Genomic DNA, 22,305 nt, shown 5'->3' on the forward strand with positions numbered 1-22,305 from the left:
CATGGTGCCGCATCGGCCCGGTCAGACGTGGCCGGTCGGAGGCGGCCGGTCGCATCGGCCGGATCAGAGCCGGCCGACCTGGTCGGCGTACCAGCCGATGCCGGCGACGTGCTAGGCGATCCGGCGCAGCGACCAGTTCTCGCCGCGGGTCCGGTCCCAGGTCTCCGGGCCGGCGGCGGCCAGCCGCAGCGAGAAGGTCCGGGCGAGGCGGCGCAGCCGCTGGCGGGCCTCGGTGAGGTCCTGCTCGGTGAAGCGGGCCCAGTCCGACTCCAGGGTCACCAGGCTCGCGTGCCAGCCGTCGGGCATCGTGTCCACGCCGGCCAGCAGCGCCTCGACCTCGGCCAGGTGGTCGATCAGGTGGTCGGCGATCCGTCGTACGGCCTTGTGCGGGGTGTAGACCCGGTCGCCGTCCTCGCTGACCCGCGGCCGCCCGTCCCAGGCCAGCCAGGTGGCGGCCACGTCCAGGCAGTGGTCGACGGCGGACTCGACGAGGGCCCCGGGGTTCTCGGTGATCGTGCTGCTCTGCTGCATGGCGAGGACGCTAGGTCCGCGACATGTCGGCGGTCGCCGAAGCGTGCGCGTCGTACCCTCACCGCATGCACGACGTCGACCTCGCTGCCGTCGGTGCCCTGATCGGGGATCCGAGCCGCGCCCGCATGCTCGACGGCCTGATGGGTGGGCGCGCCCTCGCGGCCGGAGAGCTGGCGCGGATCGCCGGGGTCGGCCGGTCGACCGCGAGCGAGCACCTCGCCCGGCTCCTCGACGGCGGTCTCGTCGAGGTGGTGGCCCAGGGCCGGCACCGCTACTACCGGATCGCGGGGCCGGAGGTGGGCGCGGCGCTCGAGGCGCTCTCGCACGTCGCCCCGCCGCGGCCGGCGGCCGGCCTGCGGCAGTCCGGCCATGCCCGGGCCCTGGGCTTCGCCCGCACCTGCTACGACCACCTCGCCGGCCGGTGCGGGGTCGCGCTGCACGACGTGCTCGTCGAGCGCGAGTGGCTCACCGGGGCGTACGACGTGACGCCGGCCGGCGAGGTCGGCCTGGCGGCCCTCGGCGTGGACGTGGTGGCCGCCCGCGCCCGCCGGCGGAGCTTCGCCCGGCCCTGCCTGGACTGGACCGAGCGTCGCCCCCACCTGGCCGGCAGCCTGGCGGCCTCGGTCACCAGCGCGCTGCTGGACGCCGGGTGGATGGTGCGCCGGGCCGCGGACTCCCGGGCGCTCCGGCTCACGCCGGCGGGGGAGTCGGGGCTGCTGGAGCTCGGCTGCCACCTCGGGGCGCCGGCGTCCGCGCCGGACGAGGCCGCCGCGCTGGCCTGGTGACCGGCACGTCAGCGGAGGCCAGGCGCCGGCGAACGCGCAAGCTCACGACGACTCTGGAAGCCGCCGAACGACCTCGGCCAGGGTGCTCTGTGGAAGACGGCGGCCACCCCACCCGTCAGAACAAACGAGTCGTCGGATCGTCGAGCCCCCGCAGGGCGTCGTAGTCGACGACCGCGCAGGCGATGCCCCGGTCGGTGGCGAGCACGCGGGCCTGCGGCTTGATCTCCTGGGCGGCGAAGATGCCCCGGACCGGGCCCTTGCGGACCAGGGCGGGGTCGCGGTTGAGCAGGTCGAGGTAACGGGTCAGCTGCTCGACGCCGTCGATCTCGCCACGACGCTTGATCTCGACGGCGACGCTGAGGCCCGCGGCGTCGCGGCACATCAGGTCGACCGGGCCGATCGCGGTCGGGAACTCGCGACGCACCAGGGTCAGCCCCGGGGCCAGGGTGGCGGGGTGCTCGGCGAGCAGCGCCTGCAGGTGCTTCTCCACGCCGTCCTTCTGCAGCCCGGGGTCGACGCCGAGCTCGTGCGAGGAGTCGTGGTGCACCTCCTCGATGAGGATGCGCAGGGTGTCGTCCGGACCCTTCGAGGAGCTCCGGCTGGTGACCGTCCACTCGATCCGGCCGTCCTCGGCGGTGCCCTCGCGCAGCGTGCACGGCGGGGACATCCAGTTCAGCGGCTTGTAGGAGCCGCCGTCGGAGTGCACCAGCACCGAGCCGTCGCCCTTGATCATCAGCACCCGGTTCGCCATCGGCAGGTGGGCGGTCAGCCGTCCCGCGTAGTCGACCTGACAGCGCGCCACCACGAGTCTCACGGGCGGGGAGTCTACGGTGGCCCTCGTGCTCGCCGGTCCGCAGATCAGCCACGACGCCGACGACCGCCCGTGCGGGGCCCGGAGCCCGCGGTGAGCACCCCGTCGTACGCCGTCCGGATCCGCCTCGCGCGGCCCTCCGACCTGCGCCACCTGGCGGCGGTGGAGGACTCCGGCGCCCCACTGTTCGAGGAGCTGTTCGGGGCGGCGCTCGCGCCGGTGCTGGTCGAGCCCGCCCGCTCGGGGAGGGACCGCGACCTCGACGGGATCTTCCTGCTGGTCGCCGAGGAGACCGGCAGCGGCACCGTGGTGGGCTTCGCGCACGTCCGCGAGGTGGAGGGGCACGCGCACCTCGAGCAGCTCTCCGTGCGGCCCGAGCACGGGCGCCGCGGCACCGGTGCCGCGCTGGTGGCGGCGGCCGAGGAGGAGGCCCGGTGGCTCGGGTACGACGAGCTGAGCCTCTGCACCTACCGCGAGGTGCCGTGGAACGGGCCGTTCTACCGGCGGCTGGGCTACCGGGAGGCCGGCCCGCTCGCCCCGTGGCAGCAGCGCCTGCACGACCACGAGGTCGAGCTCGGCCTGGACGTGAACGGGGTGCGTGTGGTGATGGCGCGCCCCCTGCGACGCCGGTGACCCGGCCCGTTACCCACGGGTGAACTAACTCACGGTGCAGCTGCGAAGTGGCGCGTGACACCATGCGACCATGACCTCCAGCGCGCCCTCCCCAGCCCCCGGCACCGACTCCGCTGCGCCCGTCTCCGGGCGCGAGTTCCGCACCGTCGGGGTGGTCGGCCTCGGCACCATGGGCGCCGGCATCGCCGAGGTGTTCGCCCGCAACGGCGTCCCCGTGGTCGGGGTGGAGGTCGGCGAGGACGCGCTGCGGCGCGGTCGCGAGCACCTCGAGCACTCCACCGGACGCGCGGTCAAGCGCGGCAAGATCACCGAGGCCGAGCAGGCCGAGATCCTCGGGCGGATCACGCTGACCACCGAGATGAAGGACCTCGCCGACGCCGACCTGGTCGTCGAGGCGGTCGTGGAGTCGCTGGAGATCAAGAAGAGCATCTTCCGTGAGCTGGAGTCGATCGTCTCCACCGAGGCGGTGCTCGCGACGAACACCTCCTCGCTCTCGGTCACCGAGATCTCGACGGCCAACGCCCACCCCGGTCGCGTCGTGGGCATTCACTTCTTCAACCCGGCGCCGGTGCAGAACCTCGTCGAGATCGTGCGCACGGTGGTCACCGAGCCCACCGTGCTCGACGACGTGGTCGCGCTCGTGCGCAGCCTCGGCAAGAACCCCGTCGTCTGCGGGGACAAGGCCGGCTTCATCGCCAACACGCTGCTGTTCGGCTACCTCAACCACGCGGTGGCGATGTTCGAGGGGCACTACGCCTCGCGGGAGGACATCGACGCCGCGATGCGGTTCGGCTGCCGCTACCCGATGGGCCCGCTGGCGCTGCTCGACCTGATCGGCCTCGACACGGCGTACGAGATCCTCGAGACGATGTACCGCCAGGGCCGCGACCGGCTGCACGCGCCGGCGCCGATCCTCAAGCAGATGGTCACCGCCGGCATGCTCGGCCGCAAGACCGGCCGCGGCTTCTACACCTACGAGGGCCCCGACAGCCCGGTCGTCGTCGCCGACGACAGGACGCCCTCGCCCGACCAGCTCCCGCAGCTGCGCCACGACATCCGCCAGGTCGGCGTGGTCGGCACCGGCACCATGGCCACCGGCATCGTCGAGGTCTTCGCCAAGGCCGGGTACGACGTGCTCTACGTCGGCCGGTCCGCCGACAAGGTCGACGGCGTGCGCGCGACCATCGAGCGCTCCCTGGACAAGGCGATCCAGCGCGGCAAGCTCGAGGAGTCCGCGAAGGCCGACGTGCTGGGGCGGCTGACCGGGACCACCTCGCTCGACGACCTCTCCTCGGCCGACCTCGTGGTCGAGGCGATCGCCGAGGACCTCAACATCAAGACCACGCTGTTCGAGAACCTCGACGAGATCTGCAAGCCCGGCGCGATCCTGGCCACCACGACCTCCTCGCTGCCGGTGATCTCCTGCGCCCGCGCCACCAAGCGGCCCCAGGACGTCATCGGGATGCACTTCTTCAACCCGGCGCCGGTGATGCAGCTCGTGGAGGTCGTCTCCACGGTCTCGACCGCCGACGAGGTCACCGAGACGGTGCAGGCGCTGTGCGGTGCGGTCGGCAAGGTGGCGGTCTCCTGCGGCGACCGGGCGGGCTTCATCGTCAACGCGCTGCTGTTCCCCTACCTCAACGACGCGGTCAAGATGCTCGAGGCGCACTACGCCACGGCCGACGACATCGACGTCGCCATGAAGCAGGGCTGTGCGCTGCCGATGGGGCCGTTCGAGCTGCTCGACGTGGTCGGCAACGACGTCTCGCTGGCGATCGAGCGCGAGCTCTACCTGGAGTTCCGCGAGCCGGGCTTCGCGCCGGCGCCGCTGCTCGAGCACCTCGTCACCGCGGGCTACCTCGGTCGCAAGACCGGTCGCGGCTTCCGGGACTACCGCCACGCCTGAGCCCCCCGGGGCCCTAGTCCAGGCAGAACTCGTTGCCCTCGGGGTCGCGCATCACGAGGAACCCCAGACTCATCGGCGGCGCCGGCTCGTGCCGCTCGACCCGGGTGGCGCCGAGCCCGACCAGCCGCTCGCACTCGGCCTCCAGCGCGGCCATCCGCGCGGCGCCCTGGAGGCCGGGCGCGGCCCGTACGTCGAGGTGGACCCGGTTCTTGGCCGCCTTGGCCTCCGGCACCTGCTGGAAGAAGAGCCGCGGCCCCCGGCCCTCGGGGTCCTCGGCGGCCGACGCGCTGTTGCGCCGGTCCTCGGGGACACCGGCCGCCGCCAGGAACGCCTCCCAGGCGTCGAACGGGTCCTCGCCGTCGGCCAGCGTGTGCCCCGGCGGGGGTGGGTTGACGTAGCCCAGCACCGCCGCCCAGAAGCGGGACAGCTCCCGGGGATCACGCGCGTCGAAGGTCACCTGGAAGTCGGTCATGGCCCCGAGGCTGCCACGCAGCGTCGACGGCCGCCACGAGGCAGGCGGCTCACCCGCGGTCCGTATCCTGGCCCCATGGCAGGTTGGGTCGTCTTGGTCGTGCTCGTCGCGGTGGTGATCGCCGCGGTGGTCTCCAGCCGGCGGGGCAAGGAGCGCGCGCTGGCGCAGCGGCAGGCCGAGCTCGAGCCGGTGCGCAAGTTGGCCTTCGAGGACATCACCGCGCTCGGGGAGGAGCTTCAGTCGCTGGACCTCGACCTCGCCGGGCGGCCCCTCGACGCCGGCGCGAACTCGGACTACCAGCGCGCCCTCGACGCCTACGAGTCGGCGAAGACCGCGGCCCAGCACCTCACCCAGCCCGACGACATCCGGCACGTCACCGAGATCCTCGAGGACGGCCGCTATGCCATGGCCTGCGTGCGGGCCCGGGTGGACGGTGAGCCCCTGCCCACCCGACGCCCGCCGTGCTTCTTCGACCCGCGCCACGGCCTCTCGGTCGCCGAGGTGTCGTGGGCGCCTGCGGGCGGCGCGCCGCGCGACGTGCCGGCGTGCGCCCTGGACGCCGAGCGGGTGCGCGCCGGCGCCGAGCCCGACGTGCGCCAGGTGATGGTCGGCGCCCAGCGGGTGCCGTACTGGCAGGGGGGTCGTGCCTACCAGCCCTACGCCGCCGGCTACTTCGGCCGGACCGGCGTGATGGACATGATGTTCATGGGCATGATGTTCGGCGGCCTGGGGGGTCTGGGCGGCTTCGACGCGATGGGCGACGGCCTGGGCGCGCTCGGGGACGGGATCGGCGACGGCCTGGGCGACATCGGGGACGGGATCGGCGACATCGGGGACGGCATCGGCGACGCGTTCGGCGACATCGGGGACATGTTCGACTTCTGACCCGGTGCCCCGCCGAGTCGGCGCAGGTTGACGCCGGCATCCCTCGCGGGCGTCAACGAGCGCTGACTCGGCGTGGTGCGGGGTGTCAACGAGCGCCGACTCGGCGCGCTGGGGACGGCTCGGTAGCCTGCTCGCGTGAGCCAGAAGATCCGCGCCAACTCCGTGCTGCCGGCCCGTCGCGAACCGGTCACCCTCCAGACCGCGGACGGGCTGGAGCTGGTCGCCGAGCTGGCCGTCCCGCAGGACCGCGAGCCGGTGGCCACGCTGATCTGTCTGCACCCGCTGCCGACCCACGGCGGGATGATGGACAGCCACGTCTACCGCAAGGCGGCGTTCCGGCTGCCGGCGCTGGCCGGGGTCGCGGTGCTGCGGTTCAACACGCGTGGCACCTGGAGCGAGCAGGGCACCAGCGAGGGGTCCTTCGACAACGCCGTGGGGGAGCAGTACGACGTCGCCGCGGCGATCGAGTACGCCGAGTTCCACGACCTGCCGAACGTGTGGCTGGTCGGCTGGTCCTTCGGCACCGACCTGGCGCTGATGCACGGCCACGACCCGCTGGTCCAGGGGGCGATCCTGCTCAGCCCCCCGCTCCGGTTCAGCGACCCCGAGCACCTCACCCAGTGGGCCGACTCCGGCAAGCCGGTCAGCGCGTTCGTGCCGGAGCACGACGACTACCTGCGCCCGGCCGAGGCGGCCGAGCGCTTCCGGGCGATCCCGCAGGCCGAGGTGGTGCCGTTCGAGGGCAGCAAGCACCTGTGGGTGGGCGACGCCGAGCGGGTGCTCGACGAGATCGTCCGCCGGGTCGCCCCGGACGTCGCCGTGCCGTTGCCGACGGAGTGGGACGGCCCGATGGAGACCGCCGACACCAGCGCCTACAACGCCCACAACCTCGCGGCCTACCAGGACAAGCCCGTGCCCGGTCCGGCGCAGCGCAGCGCCGGGGGCGCTCAGGGCTGAGGCGTCCCCGTCCGGCGCGCGCGGTAGGCCGCGACCGCGTTCCGGTTCCCGCAGGCGGTGCTGCAGAACCGCCTCGACCGGTTGCGGGACAGGTCGAGCACCAGGCCGTCGCAGTCCGGGTCGGCGCACACGCCCAGCCGGGACGTCTCGTCGGCGCGGACCACGTCGATCATCGCCATCGCGGTCTCGACCGCGATCCGGGTCGCCAGCGGCGCCTCGGGGTCCGTGGCGTGCAGGTGCCAGTCCTGCTGGTCGTGGCGGACGAGGCGCGGGACCGCGCATGCGGCGGCCAGCAGCCGGTTCACGAGCGGTACGGCGTCGTCGCGGCCGCTGGTCAGCAGCGTGCGCAGCGGGGCACGCAGCGCCCGCACCTCCTCCAGCTCGGCCCGGTCGCCGGTGTGGCGGCCGGTGTAGGCGTGCTCGCGGTAGAACTCGTCGAGCGCCTCGACCGTGGTCAGGGTGTCCGGCGCCACCGCGCTGTTGACCAGTGCGACCGCGGCCAGCAGTGAGGACTCGGTGTCATGAGCGAACGGCACATTGACAGATTACACGACTGCGGCCTAGTGTCATCAGCCATGACCACGATGGCCGATGACGTCGGGAGGCTCGCCCCGGGGCCGGCCGGGTCCCGGCTCGCCTCGGGGCTGGGGTTCGCGGTCCTCTCCGCCGCGTCGTTCGGCCTGTCGGGGTCGCTGGCCAAGGGGCTGCTCGACGCCGGCTGGTCGGCGGGCGCCGCGGTCGCGATCCGGGTGCTGGTGGCCGCCGCGGTGCTCGCGGCGCCGGCGGCACTCTCGCTGCGTGGTCGCTGGGGGCTGCTGCGCCGCAACGCCGGCCTGGTCGCCGGCTACGGACTGGTGGCGGTGGCCGGCTGCCAGCTCGCCTACTTCAACGCGGTCGTGCACATGCAGGTGGGCGTCGCGCTGCTCATCGAGTACACCGCCCCCGTGGCGGTCATCGGCTGGATGTGGCTGCGGCACGGCCACCGGCCCGGCGTCCTCACGCTCGCCGGCGCGCTGGTCGCGGCGCTGGGCCTGGTGCTGGTGCTCGACCTGCTCTCCGGCGCCGACCTCAGCGTCGTCGGCGTGGCCTGGGCGCTGGGCGCGATGGTCGGCGCCGCGACGTACTTCGTGCTCTCGGCCAGCGAGTCCAACGGTCTGCCGCCGCTGGCGCTGGCCTGCTCGGGCCTGACGCTGGGGGCGGCCGCGCTGGTGCTCGCCGGCCTGGCCGGCGTGGTGCCGATGCACGTCTCCACCGCCGCCGTCGCCTACCAGGGCTCGTCGGTGCCGTTCTGGGTGCCGCTGCTCGGCCTCGGGGTGGTGACCGCGGCCGTCTCCTACGTCAGCGGCATCGCGGCCTCGCGCCGGCTCGGCTCCCGGCTGGCGTCGTTCGTGGCGCTGCTCGAGGTGCTCTTCGCGCTGGTCTTCGCCTGGCTGCTGCTGGGGGAGCTGCCCCGCGGCGTCCAGTTCGTCGGCGGCGCGTTCATCCTCGTCGGGGTGGTCGTGGTCAAGCTGGGGGAGCGGCGTACGGCGGCCGCGGCCGGCTGAGCCGGCCTGCTGCCGACCGATTGGGCCGACCGACTGGGCCGACCGGAGGGACGGGACGGATCGCTAGCGGGCGTCCTGGCGCCGGACGAACACCTCGCGGGTCAGCAGCAGGATCGCGGCCGCGGTGGGGATCGCCAGCAGGGCGCCCACTACGCCGAGCAGGGCCGCACCGATCAGCGCGGCGATGACGGTCATCGCGCCCGGGATGTCGACCGAGCGCGACATCACGCGCGGGTAGATCACGTAGTTCTCGAGCTGCTGGTAGACGACGTAGAAGATGATGCAGACCAGGCCGATCGTCGGGTCCGTGGCGAAGCCGATGGCGGTGACGATCACCGCCCCGAGCGTGGCGCCGATCATGGGGATCACGTCCAACAGCGCCACGACGAACGCCAGCGCCACGGCGTACTGACCCAGGCCCACCACGAACAGGAACACCAGCGAGCTGATCCCGGCGCACAGCGCGACCACGAAGGCGCCGGATACGTAGCCGCCGACGCCCCGGATGATCTCGTCGCCGAGCTTGCTGACCCGGCCGCGGCGCGAGGCGGGCGCGAGCCGGTAGAGCGCGTTCTTGGTCTTCTCCAGCGACGAGAGGAAGTAGAGGGTCAGCACCGTCACGACGAAGGTGTTCGCGAGCACGCCGAGCACGGCCAGCCCGATGCCGAGCACGCCGCCGAACAGGCTGCTGGCGAACTTGCCGTCGGCGAGGTAGGCCTTGACCTTGGAGATCACGTCGTACCGCTGGTCGAAGTTCTGGATCTGCCGGTTGCGCTGCAGCGAGTCCAGCCAGTCCGGCGCGTTGGCGGTGATCGCCGCCACCTGGTCGCTGATGACCGGGACGAACGCGACGAGGAACAGCGCCAGCGCCGCCACCACGACCACGATGACCGTCAGTACCGCCCACGAGCGCTTGAGTCCGCGGCGCTCGAAGAGCTCGACGGCGGGGTTGAGGCCCGCGGCGAGGAACAGGGCCACCAGGATCTGGATCAGCACCGAGCCGATCGAGATGATCAGGCCGCCCAGCCACCAGGCCAGGAACAGGCCGAGCCCGGCGAAGAAGCCGATGAGGAACGGCGACCGCTTCGACAACGGCGCCCCCGGCTCACCGAGGTCCTGGTCGGGGTCGGACCTCCACGTGTCGGCGCCCGGCGCCGGGTCGGCCCCGGCGGCGCCGCCGTCTGCGGCATTGACCACGCCGCCGGCCGCATCATCAGCGGGGCGCCGGGGCTCGGCCACGGCCGCTTCGTCGGCGGCCGCGGCCGAGTCCGGACTCACTAGTTCTCCTCGTCCTCGCCGAAGCCGGAGAAGACGTCGCGCAGCGAGGCGAGCTGGGCGCTGATCGCGTCCCGGCGCCGGGTCATCCGGTCCAGCTCGGCGCGGGTGGCGGCGAGCTGGCGCTCGGCCTCGGCGTTGCCGGTGGACGTGATCGCCTCGGCCTGGGTGCGTGCGGAGGCGACGATCTGCTCGGCCTCGCGGCGCGCCCGGACCAACAGCGCCTCGGCCTCCTGCTGGGTGTGGTGGCGCAGCTCGTTGGCCTGGTTCGAGGCGTCGCGGGCCCGCTGCTCGGCCGCACCGGCCCGCTGCTCGGCCTCCTCGACCAGCCGCTTGGTCTCCCCGACCGCGTTGGTGTGGTGGTCGGTGGCCTCGCGGGCCAGCCGCTCCTTCTCCACCGCCAGCGCCCGGCGCGCCTCCTGCACCTCACGGTCGGCCGACGCGCGCGCCTGCTCGGCCTCGCGCCGCGCCGAGATCCGCAGCTCGTTGGTCTCCTGCTGGGCGGCCAGCCGGATCTGGTCGGCCTCGCGCTTGGCGGAGGCCAGCAGGTCCTCGGCCTCGGCGCGCGAGGTGGCGCGCTCCTGCTCGGCGTCGGCCATCAGCCGGCTGCGGTTCTCGTCGAGCTCCTTGAGCTGCACGATGCGCATGTCCTCGGCCTCGCTCGAGGCCTCGGCCCGGATCGCCCGGGCGTCCCGGGCGGCCTGGGTGCGGATGTCGGCGGCCTCGCGCTGCGCGGTCTCGCGGACCTCGGCGGCCTCCTCCTCGGCCAGTCGCAGCATCGCGCTCGCGCGACCACCCAGCCCGGCGTACGACGGGTTCTTGTTCTCCTCGAGCTCCTGCTTCAGCGACTCGATCTGCGGCTCGAGCTCCGCGATGCGCCGCTCGGCGGCCTCGAGGCGCCCGCCCAGCTCGCCGCGCTCGGTGGCGAGCTGGCGGACCCGGGCGTCGACCGCGTCGCGGTCGTAGCCGCCGCGGCGTACGACGGGGAAGCCGACCGCGCCGCCGGCGGGGCCGGCCGGCAGACCCGCCGACACGACCGAGGCGGAGGACGGGGTCGACGAAGGGGCCGACGAGGGGGCGGCCGACGAGGGGGCGGACGGGGCGGTGGCCCGGGCCACGGGCGGGGCGGCGGGCGGCACCACCGGACCGGGCGTGGCCTTGGCGGCCGCGGGCGCGCCGGCCGGAGGCGGAGTGCCGCCGGACCGGTCATCGGCCCGCGGTGCCGACTTCTCCGGGGTCGTCTCGTCGGCCTTCCCGACCGCCGGCATGACCTGGGTGGCGTCGTCGTCGTGGGAGGCCTTCTCGGGCTCGTCGTCGAAGATGGACAGACCCTGGTCGCTCATGGGGGCACCTCTCCCGGGATGAAGCATCGTGGTTGGGGGCCAGTCTCCATGATCACCCCGGAACAACCCACCCCGGCGCGCGGCTTTACCGCGAACCGGGGTGGATGGGGCAGGTGATCGGTCTCTCACACGCCGCGGAACCGGTTGATCTCCGTCAGGTGCTGCTCGCGCATCTCCGGATTCCGGACGCCGAGGCCCTCCTCGGGGGCCAGGCAGAGGACGCCGACCTTGCCCTGGTGGGCGTTGCGGTGGACGTCCAGGGCCGCCTGGCCCACCTCGTCGAGGCCGTAGGTCCTCGACAGGGTCGGGTGGATCCGGCCCTTCGCGATCAGGCGGTTGGCCTCCCACGACTCGCGGTAGTTGGCGAAGTGGCTGGAGATGATCCGCTTGAGGTTCATCCACAGGTACCGGTTGTCGTACTCGTGCATGTAGCCCGACGTGGAGGCGCAGGTGGTGATCGTGCCCCCCTTGCGGGTGACGTAGACGCTGGCGCCGAAGGTCTCACGGCCGGGGTGCTCGAAGACGATGTCGATGTCCTCGCCGCCGGTGAGCTCGCGGATCCTGGCACCGAACCGCTTCCACTCGCGCGGGTTCTGCTGGGTGCCCTCGTCGTTCCAGAACCGGTAGCCCTCCTCGGAGCGGTTGATGATCAGCTCCGCGCCCATCGACCGGCAGATGTCGGCCTTGTCGTCGCTGGAGACCACGCAGACCGGCGTGGCGCCGCCGTTGAGGGCGTACTGCGTGGCGAAGCCGCCGAGGCCGCCGGAGGCGCCCCAGATCAGCACGTTGTCGCCCTGCTTCATGTCACCGCCGTTCTTGGACACCAGCTGGCGGTAGGCGGTGCAGTTGACCAGGCCGGGGGAGGCCGCCTCCTCCCAGGTGAGGTGCGCGGGCTTGGGCATCAGCTGGTTGGCCTTGACCAGCGCGATGTGCGCGAGCCCGCCGAAGTTGGTCTCGAAGCCCCAGATCCGCTGCTCGGGGTCGAGCATCGTGTCGTTGTGGCCGTCGGGGTGCTCGAGCTCCACCGAGAGGCAGTGCGCGACCACCTCGGTGCCGGGCTGCCAGGAGTGCACGCCCGGCCCGGTCTTGAGCACCACGCCGGACAGGTCGGAGCCGACGACGTGGTAGGGCAGGTCGTGGCGCGCCGCCAGCGGGGAGAGCCGGCCGTAGCGCTCGAGGAACCCGAAGGTCGAGACCGGCTCGAAGATCGAGGTCCACACGGTGTTGTAGTTGATGGCGCTGGCCATCACCGCGACGTAGGCCTCGCCCGGCCCGAGCTCGGGCAGCGGCACGTCCTCGACGTGCAGGGACCGGCGGGGGTCCTTGTCCTTGGTCGGGACCCCCTCGAACATGTCGACCTCGTCCTTGTGCACCGTCACGGCGCGGTAGGACTCGGGCAGGGGGAGGGCGGCGAAGTCCTCCGCCGGGGTGTCCCCGGCGAGGATCGCGTCGAGAATCTGCTGCACGGGGGGCTCCTGAGGGGGTCGGCCGGCCGGATGGCTCGGAAATCTACTCAGGAGTAGCCCGCGCTGTCAGGCATGTGTGACCTATCTGGCTCGGTCCGGCCCGGTGGGACTCGGTGGCGCCTCGGGGGCGGGGCGCCACCTGCCCTTCCGGGCAGCCCGGCAGGGGCCTTTGGTCCCTGTGCCCTCCGAGCCGTCGACGCCTACGGTTCCCGGGTACGCCGTTCCGCTGGAGGGAGACGGCGATGGCTTCTCAGGGGGGACCATGACAAGCATCGAGATCCACCCGCGCCGCCGGGGGGCCGGCGCGGCGACGCGGCCCGGGCCGCTCACGCTGGGCGACCCGCCGCTGCGGGACCTGGCCTCGCAGCGGGTCGACAGCAGCCTGCACGACGCGTCGCGGCGGGTGTGCCGGGCGATGCTGCTGCTGGCGCCGCTGCGCGACTCGCACGACCCCGAGCTTCGCGCGGCGTACGAGAACATCCACGACGTCATGGGCGACCTGGCCAGCATCCACCACTGGACGGCGCTCGCCACGATGCCGGCGCCGGGCGGAGTCGCCGGCCAGGTCGACTGAGCGACGGCCCGAGCCGCCGGGGTGGGGGTCGGGGGCTCAGTGCCCGGCGGCCGGCTCCACCAGCTCGACGAGCACCCCGCCGGCGTCCTTGGGGTGGACGAAGTTGATCCGCGAGCCCGCGGTGCCGCGGCGCGGCTCGTCGTAGAGCAGCCGCAGGCCGCGCTCGCGCAGCACGGTGCACACCGCGTCGAGGTCGGCGACCCGGTAGGCCATCTGCTGGATGCCGGGGCCGGAGCGGTCGAGGAACTTCGCGATCGTCGACTCCGGCGTCAGCGGCGCCAGCAGCTGGATGCAGGAGCCCGAGTCCCCGACGGCCATCATCGCCTCGCGGACGCCCTGCTCCTCGTTGGTCTCCTCGTGCGCCAGCCGCATGCCGTAGGTGTCGCGGTAGAACGCGATCGCCGCGTCGAGGTCGGCCACCGCGATGCCGACGTGGTCGATGGCGGTGAACAGGTGGGTGGGGACCTGCGTGCTCGTGTCGGACGTCATGGCCGACATCGTCGTACGACGGGGCCCGGGAGGCGAGGACGTGTGACCTTCTCCTCAGGGTTCCCAGGCCCCCACCCACTCCCGGCGGGTCGGTCCGCGTGGGTAAGGTCGCCATGAGGCCCGGGCTGCGTCCGGGCCACCCCGCAGGCACGTCGATCTGGAGGCACCTCCCATGTCAGCAAACACTGGCGGAACCGTCATCGTCGCCGGGGCCCGCACCCCGATCGGCCGGCTCCTCGGCGGGCTGAAGGACCTCTCGGCGGCGGACCTCGGCGGGGTCGCCATCAAGGGCGCCCTGGAGAAGGCCGGCGTGTCCGGCGACCAGGTCGACTACGTGGTCATGGGCCAGGTCATCCAGGCCGGCGCCGGCCAGAACCCCGCGCGCACCGCGGCGGTCGCCGGAGGCATCCCGATGACCGTCCCCTCGATCACCATCAACAAGGTGTGCCTGTCCGGCATCAACGCCATCGCCATGGCCGACCAGCTGATCCGCGCCGGCGAGTGCGAGATCGTCGTCGCCGGGGGCATGGAGTCGATGACCCAGGCGCCGCACCTGCTGCCGAAGTCGCGCGAGGGCTTCAAGTACGGCGACGTGAAGCTGGTCGACTCGATGGCCTACGACGCGCTGTGGGACCAGGCCACAGCCCAGGCCATGGGCCTGCTCACCGAGGAGTGCAACGCGGCCGCGGCGAACCTCACCCGCCAGGAGCAGGACGAGTTCTCCGCCCGGTCCCACCAGCGGGCCGCCGAGGCGTGGAAGAACGGCGTCTTCGACGAGGAGGTCGTGCCGGTCTCGATCCCGCAGCGCAAGGGTGACCCGGTCGTCGTCTCCACCGACGAGGGGATCCGCGGTGAGACCACCGCGGAGTCGCTGGGCAAGCTCCGCCCGGCGTTCAGCAAGGACGGCACCATCACGGCCGGCTCCGCCTCGCAGATCTCCGACGGCGCCGCCGCGGTCGTGGTGATGAGCCGGGCGAAGGCCGAGGAGCTGGGCCTGACCTGGCTCGCCGAGGTGGGCGCCCACGGCCAGGTGGCCGGCCCCGACTCGACGCTGCAGCTGCAGCCGGCCGCCGCGACCGCCAAGGCCTGCCGCAAGGAGGGCATCGAGCCCGCCGACCTCGACCTGGTCGAGTTCAACGAGGCGTTCGCCGCCGTCGGCATCGCCTCGGCCCGCGAGCTCGGGCTGGACGAGGGCAGGGTCAACGTCAACGGCGGCGCGATCGCGCTCGGCCACCCGGTCGGCATGTCCGGGGCCCGGATCGTGCTGCACCTCGCGCTGGAGCTCAAGCGCCGCGGCGGTGGCGTCGGCGCCGCCGCGCTGTGCGGCGGTGGCGGCCAGGGGGACGCGCTGATCGTGCGCGTGCCCAAGGCCTGAGTGCCGACCACGACCCCGACCGGCGGGGGCCGGCGCCGCGCCGCGGCCTCGGTCCCCGACCTGGTCGCCCGCGCCCGCGACGGTGACCCCCGGTCCGTGGCCCGGTTGATCTCGCTCGTCGAGGACGAGTCCCCGCTGCTGCGCGAGGTGATGGCTGCGCTGGCGCCGCACACCGGGCACGCCCAGATCATCGGCATCACCGGCTCGCCGGGCGTCGGGAAGTCCACCTCGACCAGCGCGCTGGTCACCGAGCTGCGCCGGCACGGCCGACGGGTCGGCGTGCTCGCGGTCGACCCGTCCTCCCCGTTCTCCGGCGGGGCGCTGCTCGGTGATCGGGTGCGGATGCAGGACCATGCCCTGGACCGGGACGTCTACATCAGGTCGATGGCCTCGCGCGGCCACCTCGGCGGGCTGTCCTGGACGACCCCGCAGGCCCTGCGCGTGCTCGACGCCGCCGGCTGCGACGTGATCCTGATCGAGACCGTCGGGGTCGGCCAGAGCGAGGTGGAGATCGCCGGGCTCGCCGACACCACCGTGGTGCTACTGGCGCCCGGCATGGGCGACGGGATCCAGGCGGCCAAGGCCGGCATCCTCGAGATCGGCGACCTCTACGTCGTGAACAAGGCCGACCGCGACGGGGCCGACCAGGTGCGCCGCGACCTGCGCTCGATGCTGGCGCTGGCCGACCGGCCGGAAGGGGCGTGGCGGCCGCCGATCGTGAAGACCGTCGCCCAGCGCGCCGAGGGGCTCGACGAGGTCGTCGCGAAGCTCGAGGAGCACTTCGACTGGCTGCAGTCCGCCGGCGAGCTCGAGCAGCGGCGTACCCGCCGGGCGCGCGACGAGATCGAGGCCATCGCGGTGACCGCGCTGCGCTCCCGGTGGGGCGACGTGCACGGCCGCTCCGAGCTCGACGAGCTGGCCGCCGCGGTCGCGACCGGCAAGTCCGATCCCTACACCGCGGCCGACGAGCTGCTCGAGGCGTTCACCGAGTGACGTGACGCCGCGTGGCCCGGGTCACACCGCCGGGCCCGGGCGCGCCTCGGCCCACCGCCGGTCCAGACCTGTTACACAGGTCCAGACCAGCTCGGGGGCCGATCGATGGAGAAGTCTGCGATGAACGCCAAGAAGGTGCTCCTCATCCTGGTGGTGGTGTTCCTCGGGTTCTGGATGTTCCAGGACCCCCACGGGTTCGCGGTGTCCGCCAAGGCCGCCGGCGGCAGCGCGTGGCAAGCGCTCAGCTCGCTCTTCCGCGGCGTGATCCGCTTCATCAACCAGCTGAACTGAGGGGCCGACGGATGGGATCCCGGTGAGACTGGCCCGCCCCGCCGACCTCGACATCGGTCGGCACCTGCTCCGCGAGGAGGGCGAGGTCATCGTCGACGTGGTGCATCACCACTGGGCGGCGTACACCCTGCCGGTCCTCGAGAGCGCTGTCGCAGTGCTGCTGATCGGCGCCACCGCGGTGGTGCCGGCCGCGCTCTCGACGGTGCCGTTCGTGCTCGCGCTCGCGCTCTTCGCCCACGCCGCCTGGTGCTACGCCCGCGAGCACAAGGACCGGTTCGTGATCACGAACATGCGGGTCTTCCGGGTGCACGGGGTGCTCTCCCGGCGGCTCGCGACGATGCCGCTGCACAGGATCCTCGACATCACCGTGGTCCGGCCGCTGCACGGCCGGCTGCTGGGCTTCGGCCACTTCGTCTTCGAGTCCGCCGCCCAGGACCAGGGGCTGCGCGACATCCGGTACGTCGGCCGCCCCGACGAGCGCGACCTCGCGATCCAGCGGGTGGTGCAGCGCTCGGGCCTGCGCGGCCCCCGGCACCTCAACTGAGCCGCTGCAGGAATCCCCGGCTGACCGGGGAATCTCTCGCTTGAGGGGCGTTGCAACGCCCATCAACCGTAGGAACACCCGGCTGGCCGGGGATTCCTGCAGCCACCCGCGCGCAGCCTCGCTGCCCCCCGGCCGCCGGTCTCACCACTAGGCTGCCGCCCATGTCCCGGCTGCCGTTCGACCCCATCGACGAGGCGGCCCGCCAGTGGGGCCAGCGCTGGCAGGGGGTCCCGGCGATGCACGCGGTCACCTCGCTGATGCGGGTGCAGCAGCTGGTGCTGGCCGAGCTCGACGGGCTCCTCAGGCCGCACGGACTGACGTTCGCGAGGTACGAGGCCCTGGTGCTGCTGGTCTTCTCGTCCCGGGGCTCGCTGCCGCTGGGGAAGATGGGGGAGCGGCTGCAGGTGCACCCCACCTCGGTCACCTCGATCGTGCGCCGGCTCGAGGCCGACGGCCTGGTCGAGCGGCTGCCGCACCCCGAGGACGGCCGCGCGGTGCTCGCCGAGATCACCGCCGCCGGCCGGGCCCTGGTCGAGCGGGCCACCGCGGACCTGGTCGCCGCCGACTTCGCGCTGGGCGCGCTCGACGAGGAGCAGCTGGGCCGGTTGTCCGCGCTGCTGGCGCCGGTGCGTCGCGCGGCCGGCGACTTCTGAGCCGGGCAGGGCTCCGGGGAAGACGCCGCCGCGGAGCTGCGGCGTCAACCTGCGCCGACTCGGCGTGCCCCCGGGGTGTCAACGAGCGCCGACTCGGTGTGCCCTGGGGTGTCAACGAGCGCCGACTCGGCGCGGGTTTCTCTCAACTAGTAGGACGTCCTACTATCGAGGACATGGCCGAGACCGAGAACCAGACCGACGCCGCCGCGGAGAGCCGCGGCACCGCCCGCTCGCGCTGGCAGTCCCGCTACGAGAAGTCCCGCGTCCGCGAGGCGGACTTCACCACGCTGAGCGGGCTCGAGCTCGAGCCGGCCTACGGCACCGAGGACTCGGAGTGGCCGGGCGAGTTCCCGTTCACCCGCGGCCTGTACCCCACCGGCTACCGGGGACGGACCTGGACGATCCGTCAGTTCGCCGGGTTCGGCAACGCCCAGCAGACCAACGAGCGCTACAAGATGATCCTGGGCCGCGGCGGCGGCGGGCTGTCGGTGGCCTTCGACATGCCCACGCTGATGGGCCGCGACTCCGACGACCCCAAGGCGCTCGGCGAGGTCGGCCACTGCGGCGTCGCGATCGACAGTGCCGCCGACATGGAGGTCCTCTTCGACGGGATCGACCTCGGTGACGTCACCACGTCGATGACGATCAGCGGCCCGGCCGTCCCGGTCTTCTGCATGATGATCGTCGCCGCCGAGCGGGCCGGCGTCGACACCGGCAAGCTCAACGGCACCCTGCAGACCGACATCTTCAAGGAGTACATCGCACAGAAGGAGTGGCTCTTCGGTCCCGAGCCGCACCTGCGGCTGATCGGCGACCTGATGGAGTACTGCGCCGCGGAGATCCCGGCGTACAAGCCGCTGTCGGTGTCGGGCTACCACATCCGCGAGGCCGGCTCGACGGCCGCGCAGGAGCTCGCCTTCACCCTCGCCGACGGCTTCGGGTACGTCGAGCTGGGGCTCTCCCGCGGCCTGGACGTGGACGTCTTCGCACCCGGCCTGTCGTTCTTCTTCGACGCCCACGTGGACTTCTTCGAGGAGATCGCGAAGTTCCGTGCCGCCCGCCGCATCTGGGCGCGCTGGATGCGCGACGTCTACGGCGCGAAGACCGAGAAGGCCCAGTGGCTGCGCTTCCACACCCAGACCGCGGGCGTCTCGCTGACGGCGCAGCAGCCCTACAACAACGTGGTCCGCACCGGCATCGAGGCCCTCTCCGCGGTGCTCGGCGGCACCAACTCGCTGCACACCAACGCGCTCGACGAGACCCTTGCGCTGCCCAGCGAGCAGGCCGCCGAGATCGCGCTGCGCACCCAGCAGGTGATCATGGAGGAGACCGGCGCCGTCAACGTCGCGGACCCGCTCGGCGGCTCGTGGTACGTCGAGGCGCTCACCGACCGCATCGAGGCCGAGGCCAACGCGATCTTCGACAAGATCCTGGCCATGGGCGGCTCGACCCTCACCCACGCCGACACCGACCGGCTGGCCGAGACGATGCGACGCTCCACGGGCGCGACCATCGACCGGGCCGAGTGGCCCGTCACGCAGGGCCTGCTGCGCGGGATCGAGGACGGGTGGTTCATGTCCGAGATCGCCGAGGCCGCCTTCCAGTACCAGACCGCGCTGGAGAAGGGCGAGAAGCGCATCGTCGGCGTCAACTGCCACGAGGACTCCGTCACCCACGACCTGGAGATCCTGCGGGTCTCCCACGAGGTCGAGGTCGAGCAGGTCCGCGAGCTGGCCCGGCGCCGCGAGTCCCGCGACGACGCGGCCGCGCGCGCGGCCGTGCAGCGGATGGTCGAGGTCTCGCGGACCGAGGAGAACATGATCTCCTCGATGCTCGAGGCGGTCCGTGCCGAGGCGACCCTCGGCGAGATCTGCGACGCGCTGCGCGCCGAGTGGGGGGAGTACCGCGAACCCGCGCGGTTCTGACCCGGCCAACGGCTCCTAAGGTGTCCGGGTGCGCCCCGGAATCGACCTGCTGACCCGCAAGTGGTGGCGAGCCGTCGGCCGCCGCGTCGACCTCGCCGGCGAGCACGCCTGGCTGGCGGGACCCGTCTCGCGGGGCCCGGTCGTCCGCGACGGGTGGCTGGCCGACGAGGCGGCCCGCTCCGGCGGCCAGGTGCACGAGGACGTCCCGGGCGCGGGGCTGGTCCCGCACTTCGCCGCGCTGGACGGGCCGGGCTTCGACTCGGCCGCGCTGGCACCGGAGGTCCGCGACTTCTACGAGCACACCTCCGACTGGCGGATGGAGGTGTGGACCGGCTGGCGGGCCGCCTTCTGGCCCGGCGGTGAGCTGGTCTCGCGGCTCTTCGGTCGGCGGGTCGAGCAGCTCGCGCTGCCGACGCGCCCGCTGGACGTGGCCCGGGGCATGGAGAGCCGGGTCTCGCTGATCACCGACGCCCGCGGCGCCCAGGTCGCCGCCGCCTGGCTCCGCACCCTGCGGGCCACGGGGGAGTACGTCTACAGCGGCTGCTACTCCCACCGCCGACTCCCCGGCGCCGACCGGCCCGCCGTGCACGTGGCCTTCCCGCTGGAGCACGGCAACGTCCAGGTGTTCCTGCGCCCGGAGGTCGGCGCGAACGGCTCGCTGTGGCTCCGCTCGCCCGGGGAGGGGTTCGGCGGCCACGGCGCCTACGTCGTGGTCCAGGACGGCGGCAGCGCGTTCGCGGCGACGCTGCCGATCCGGGAGGACTTCCAGGTGTACGTCGACCCCGAGAGCGTGCTCCGCTGCGACCACCGGCTCCGGCTATGGTCGGCCGAGGCGGTCGCGCTGCACTACCGGCTCGAGCCGGACCGGAGGCGGGCGCTGCGCACCGACACGCTGCTGTGACTGGGTGTGTCCCTATTCGGGCTCACCGGCTTCCCTTGGCCAGCGACGCACAGGGCGCGGTGGCTGTTGGTTGCCGTCCGAGCGCCTGCCACTCCTTGGTGGTGGGTCTTGTCTCGGTTCCGGCCCAGGGCCCCTTGGTGGTGCGGGGTGGCGGTCGGCTCTACGTCCCGGTCCATCCGGGTGCGGACACCGTGCGGGGTGTCAGGCGGCCGCAGGTAGCGGCGGTGCTGCGGTGGCTGGTCCTGTATAGCGGGCGAGGTTGATGGCGGCGTTGACGTCGCGGTCGATGGCCAGGCCGCAGTCCGGGCAGGTGTAGACCCGGTCGGTCAGGGTCAGGTCGGTCTTGACCTGACCGCAGCCGGAGCAGGTCTTGGACGAGGGGTACCAGCGGTCGGCGATCGTGAGGGTGGTGCCGTACCAGGCGGTCTTGTACTCGATCTGCCGCCGCAGCTCCCCGAAGGAGGCGTCGGAGACGACTCGGGCCAGCATGCGGTTGCTGACCATTCCGGCGGCATTGAGGTCCTCGATGACCACCGCCGCGTGCCCCTTGGCGATGGCCGCAGAGAGCTCGTGGAGGAGGTTGCGGCGCAGGTGGGCGACGCGGGCGTGGACCCGTCCCAGGCGTCGTGCTGCCTTGCGCCGGCCGGCCGAGTCTCGCTTGGTTCTCGCGAAGGCTTGGTTGGCCAGCTTCAGGCGTGCCTGGGCGTGCTGGAGTGCTTTCACCCCCTCCACCGCGGCCAGCACTCGGCCGTGTTCGTCGGCGATCACCGCCAGGACCTTGACGCCGAGATCGACCCCGACCGTTGCCTGATGTCGGTCCCGGATGTCGCGGCGGGCGTGGTGGAAGTCGGCAGCGACACCCGTGACCGCGACGATCCAGCGGCCGCGTTCGAACCGGAAGGACGCGGCGTAGGCGTGGAACCGGCCCGAGTCGTACATCCGCCGCAGCTGCTTGGTGCTCTCCCGCACGTGGAGCTCGCCGAGCTTGGGAAACCGGATGGCCCGCGGACCGGTCGGCCGGACCGGCGAGGCGGCGCCTTCGGTGTACTTGGCGCGGAGCCGGAACGCCGGGGCGGTCTTGTGTCGAGACTTGAACCGGGGAAACCCAGCGGCCTTCCCGGCCCGGGTCCCCTGGCGGGAGTCGGCCCAGTTCTTCAGGGCCTGCGCTGCGTTCACGCTCGCGCACTCGAACACGTCCGCAGAGATCTCGCCCCGCCAGGCCAGCCCCCGTGTGCCGTCGGGGTTGACCGGTGCCGAGGCATCGCGGCCGTCCTTCCAGGCGTTCATGTGGTTGATCAACGCGACCTTCGACCACGACAGCGCCGGCGTGAGCTGACCCTCGGCGAGCCCATAGCTGCGCTCGGCGGCGCGTTGGTCCAGGTTGGCCCGCACGCGCGCCAGCTGATGGTTGAACGCCAACCGCGCCGCGCCCGCGTGCGCCAGCAGCGCTCGATGCTGGGCCTGGTTGACGTCGAGGGTGAAGCGGAACGTCGTGGACCGGGTCAACCGCACACCGGTGCGCGAGACCAGAACGGCTTCGTCAACGGTAGCGGGGATCGGCATGCGACCGATGGTGCACCGCACCACCGACACCGCAGGCGACCCACAGTGCGATCCGTCTCCGGTGTCGGTTCACGAACGCAGCATGGTCCACAGCGTCGGTCCATCGTCTGGCAGACGGATCTCCTCGACGACCTCGAACCCGAACCGCTGGTAGAGGGGCAGGTTCGCGAAGTTGCTGCTCTCCAGGTAGGCCGGCCCCTCGATCTTCGCCAGGCGGTGCTCCAGCAGCGCTGACCCGGCGCCCCGTCCGGGCGTGGAGGCACCCAGCTGGGCGAGGTACCAGAACGCTCAGGGTGGCCGGGCCCGCGCGAAGGCCGCCTCGAGCACGGCACCACGGCGGATGCCGGGGCCCATCGCGAGGAACAACGTCGCCAACCCCGCCAGCCGCC

23 protein-coding genes are annotated in these 22,305 nt (G+C 72.8%); 14 read left to right on the forward strand and 9 right to left on the reverse strand.

The features are described 5' to 3' along the window. Positions 1-111: 111 nt before the first annotated feature. Positions 112-531 (reverse strand): hypothetical protein, encoded by a 420-nt coding sequence (locus BJZ21_RS06745; protein WP_179663041.1) that lies wholly within the window; start codon positions 529-531, stop codon positions 112-114. A 65-nt stretch (positions 532-596) separates the two neighbouring features. Between BJZ21_RS06745 and BJZ21_RS06750 the strand changes: the two genes are divergently transcribed. Beyond that, entirely contained in the window at positions 597-1,316 is a 720-nt protein-coding gene (locus tag BJZ21_RS06750; protein WP_179663042.1) for an ArsR/SmtB family transcription factor, read from the forward strand. Between the two features lie 115 nt (positions 1,317-1,431). On the opposite strand, the gene nucS is transcribed toward BJZ21_RS06750, so the two are convergent. Further along, the gene (gene nucS, locus BJZ21_RS06755) at positions 1,432-2,130 is read right to left on the reverse strand and encodes an endonuclease NucS (RefSeq protein WP_179663043.1); all 699 of its coding nucleotides are present in this window, start codon (positions 2,128-2,130) and stop codon (positions 1,432-1,434) included. Positions 2,131-2,220: 90 nt separating this feature from the next. Between nucS and BJZ21_RS06760 the strand changes: the two genes are divergently transcribed. Continuing rightward, a complete protein-coding gene (locus BJZ21_RS06760; protein ID WP_179663044.1) occupies positions 2,221-2,760 on the forward strand; it encodes a GNAT family N-acetyltransferase in 540 nt (179 codons plus the stop codon). Between the two features lie 70 nt (positions 2,761-2,830). Beyond that, the gene (locus tag BJZ21_RS06765) at positions 2,831-4,666 is read left to right on the forward strand and encodes a 3-hydroxyacyl-CoA dehydrogenase family protein (RefSeq protein WP_179663045.1); all 1,836 of its coding nucleotides are present in this window, start codon (positions 2,831-2,833) and stop codon (positions 4,664-4,666) included. Between the two features lie 13 nt (positions 4,667-4,679). Here BJZ21_RS06765 and BJZ21_RS06770 read toward each other — a convergent pair whose 3' ends face one another. Then, complete coding sequence (locus BJZ21_RS06770) at positions 4,680-5,138, reverse strand: VOC family protein (protein WP_179663046.1); 459 nt, start codon at positions 5,136-5,138, stop codon at positions 4,680-4,682. A gap of 75 nt (positions 5,139-5,213) precedes the next feature. On the opposite strand from BJZ21_RS06770, the gene BJZ21_RS06775 reads away from it, so the two are divergent. After that, positions 5,214-6,023: a hypothetical protein gene (locus BJZ21_RS06775; RefSeq protein WP_179663047.1), complete on the forward strand. Its 810-nt coding sequence runs from the start codon at positions 5,214-5,216 to the stop codon at positions 6,021-6,023. Positions 6,024-6,158: 135 nt separating this feature from the next. Next, on the forward strand, positions 6,159-6,980 hold the full coding sequence (locus BJZ21_RS06780; RefSeq protein WP_179663048.1) for an alpha/beta hydrolase: 822 nt from the start codon (positions 6,159-6,161) through the stop codon (positions 6,978-6,980). On the opposite strand, the gene BJZ21_RS06785 is transcribed toward BJZ21_RS06780, so the two are convergent. Then, complete coding sequence (locus BJZ21_RS06785) at positions 6,971-7,516, reverse strand: CGNR zinc finger domain-containing protein (protein WP_179663049.1); 546 nt, start codon at positions 7,514-7,516, stop codon at positions 6,971-6,973. The genes BJZ21_RS06780 and BJZ21_RS06785 overlap by 10 nt on opposite strands. Before the next feature lie 39 nt (positions 7,517-7,555). Here BJZ21_RS06785 and BJZ21_RS06790 point away from each other — a divergent pair, with 39 nt between their 5' ends. Next, positions 7,556-8,524, forward strand: a complete 969-nt coding sequence (locus BJZ21_RS06790) for an EamA family transporter (RefSeq protein ID WP_246298462.1) — start codon at positions 7,556-7,558, stop codon at positions 8,522-8,524. 63 nt (positions 8,525-8,587) lie between these two features. Here the strand turns inward: BJZ21_RS06790 and BJZ21_RS06795 are convergent, their stop codons facing one another. The 3 genes from BJZ21_RS06795 to ccrA form a co-directional block, all read right to left on the reverse strand. After that, positions 8,588-9,802, reverse strand: coding sequence for an AI-2E family transporter (locus BJZ21_RS06795; RefSeq protein ID WP_343052000.1), 1,215 nt, complete (start codon positions 9,800-9,802; stop codon positions 8,588-8,590). Then, positions 9,802-11,142, reverse strand: a complete 1,341-nt coding sequence (locus BJZ21_RS06800) for a coiled-coil domain-containing protein (RefSeq protein ID WP_179663050.1) — start codon at positions 11,140-11,142, stop codon at positions 9,802-9,804. The genes BJZ21_RS06795 and BJZ21_RS06800 overlap by 1 nt, the downstream gene beginning before the upstream one ends. A gap of 125 nt (positions 11,143-11,267) precedes the next feature. After that, positions 11,268-12,608 (reverse strand): crotonyl-CoA carboxylase/reductase, encoded by a 1,341-nt coding sequence (gene ccrA / locus BJZ21_RS06805; RefSeq protein WP_179663051.1) that lies wholly within the window; start codon positions 12,606-12,608, stop codon positions 11,268-11,270. A gap of 262 nt (positions 12,609-12,870) precedes the next feature. Between ccrA and BJZ21_RS06810 the strand changes: the two genes are divergently transcribed. Next, positions 12,871-13,182 (forward strand): hypothetical protein, encoded by a 312-nt coding sequence (locus tag BJZ21_RS06810; protein ID WP_179663052.1) that lies wholly within the window; start codon positions 12,871-12,873, stop codon positions 13,180-13,182. Positions 13,183-13,218: 36 nt separating this feature from the next. On the opposite strand, the gene mce is transcribed toward BJZ21_RS06810, so the two are convergent. Then, a complete protein-coding gene (mce, locus tag BJZ21_RS06815; RefSeq protein WP_179663053.1) occupies positions 13,219-13,671 on the reverse strand; it encodes a methylmalonyl-CoA epimerase in 453 nt (150 codons plus the stop codon). A gap of 172 nt (positions 13,672-13,843) precedes the next feature. Here mce and BJZ21_RS06820 point away from each other — a divergent pair, with 172 nt between their 5' ends. From BJZ21_RS06820 to BJZ21_RS06850, 7 genes are all read left to right on the forward strand, one after another. Next, the gene (locus tag BJZ21_RS06820) at positions 13,844-15,046 is read left to right on the forward strand and encodes an acetyl-CoA C-acetyltransferase (RefSeq protein ID WP_179663054.1); all 1,203 of its coding nucleotides are present in this window, start codon (positions 13,844-13,846) and stop codon (positions 15,044-15,046) included. Further along, entirely contained in the window at positions 15,047-16,039 is a 993-nt protein-coding gene (meaB, locus tag BJZ21_RS06825) for a methylmalonyl Co-A mutase-associated GTPase MeaB (protein WP_179663055.1), read from the forward strand. Between the two features lie 120 nt (positions 16,040-16,159). Then, positions 16,160-16,330, forward strand: a complete 171-nt coding sequence (locus BJZ21_RS06830; RefSeq protein ID WP_179663056.1) for a hypothetical protein — start codon at positions 16,160-16,162, stop codon at positions 16,328-16,330. Positions 16,331-16,352: 22 nt separating this feature from the next. Further along, on the forward strand, positions 16,353-16,874 hold the full coding sequence (locus tag BJZ21_RS06835) for a PH domain-containing protein (protein ID WP_343052001.1): 522 nt from the start codon (positions 16,353-16,355) through the stop codon (positions 16,872-16,874). A 161-nt stretch (positions 16,875-17,035) separates the two neighbouring features. Next, positions 17,036-17,527: a MarR family winged helix-turn-helix transcriptional regulator gene (locus BJZ21_RS06840; protein ID WP_179663057.1), complete on the forward strand. Its 492-nt coding sequence runs from the start codon at positions 17,036-17,038 to the stop codon at positions 17,525-17,527. A 173-nt stretch (positions 17,528-17,700) separates the two neighbouring features. Continuing rightward, positions 17,701-19,452: a coenzyme B12-dependent isobutyryl-CoA mutase large subunit gene (gene icmA / locus BJZ21_RS06845; protein WP_179663058.1), complete on the forward strand. Its 1,752-nt coding sequence runs from the start codon at positions 17,701-17,703 to the stop codon at positions 19,450-19,452. Between the two features lie 28 nt (positions 19,453-19,480). Continuing rightward, positions 19,481-20,353 carry a hypothetical protein gene (locus BJZ21_RS06850; RefSeq protein ID WP_179663059.1) on the forward strand — a complete coding sequence of 291 codons (873 nt, stop codon included), beginning with the start codon at positions 19,481-19,483 and terminating at the stop codon, positions 20,351-20,353. A gap of 201 nt (positions 20,354-20,554) precedes the next feature. Here BJZ21_RS06850 and tnpB read toward each other — a convergent pair whose 3' ends face one another. Next, a complete protein-coding gene (gene tnpB / locus BJZ21_RS06855) occupies positions 20,555-21,946 on the reverse strand; it encodes an IS607 family element RNA-guided endonuclease TnpB (RefSeq protein WP_179663060.1) in 1,392 nt (463 codons plus the stop codon). Positions 21,947-22,305: the final 359 nt, after the last annotated feature.

Source organism: Nocardioides panaciterrulae (assembly GCF_013409645.1).
Taxonomy (GTDB): domain Bacteria; phylum Actinomycetota; class Actinomycetes; order Propionibacteriales; family Nocardioidaceae; genus Nocardioides; species Nocardioides panaciterrulae.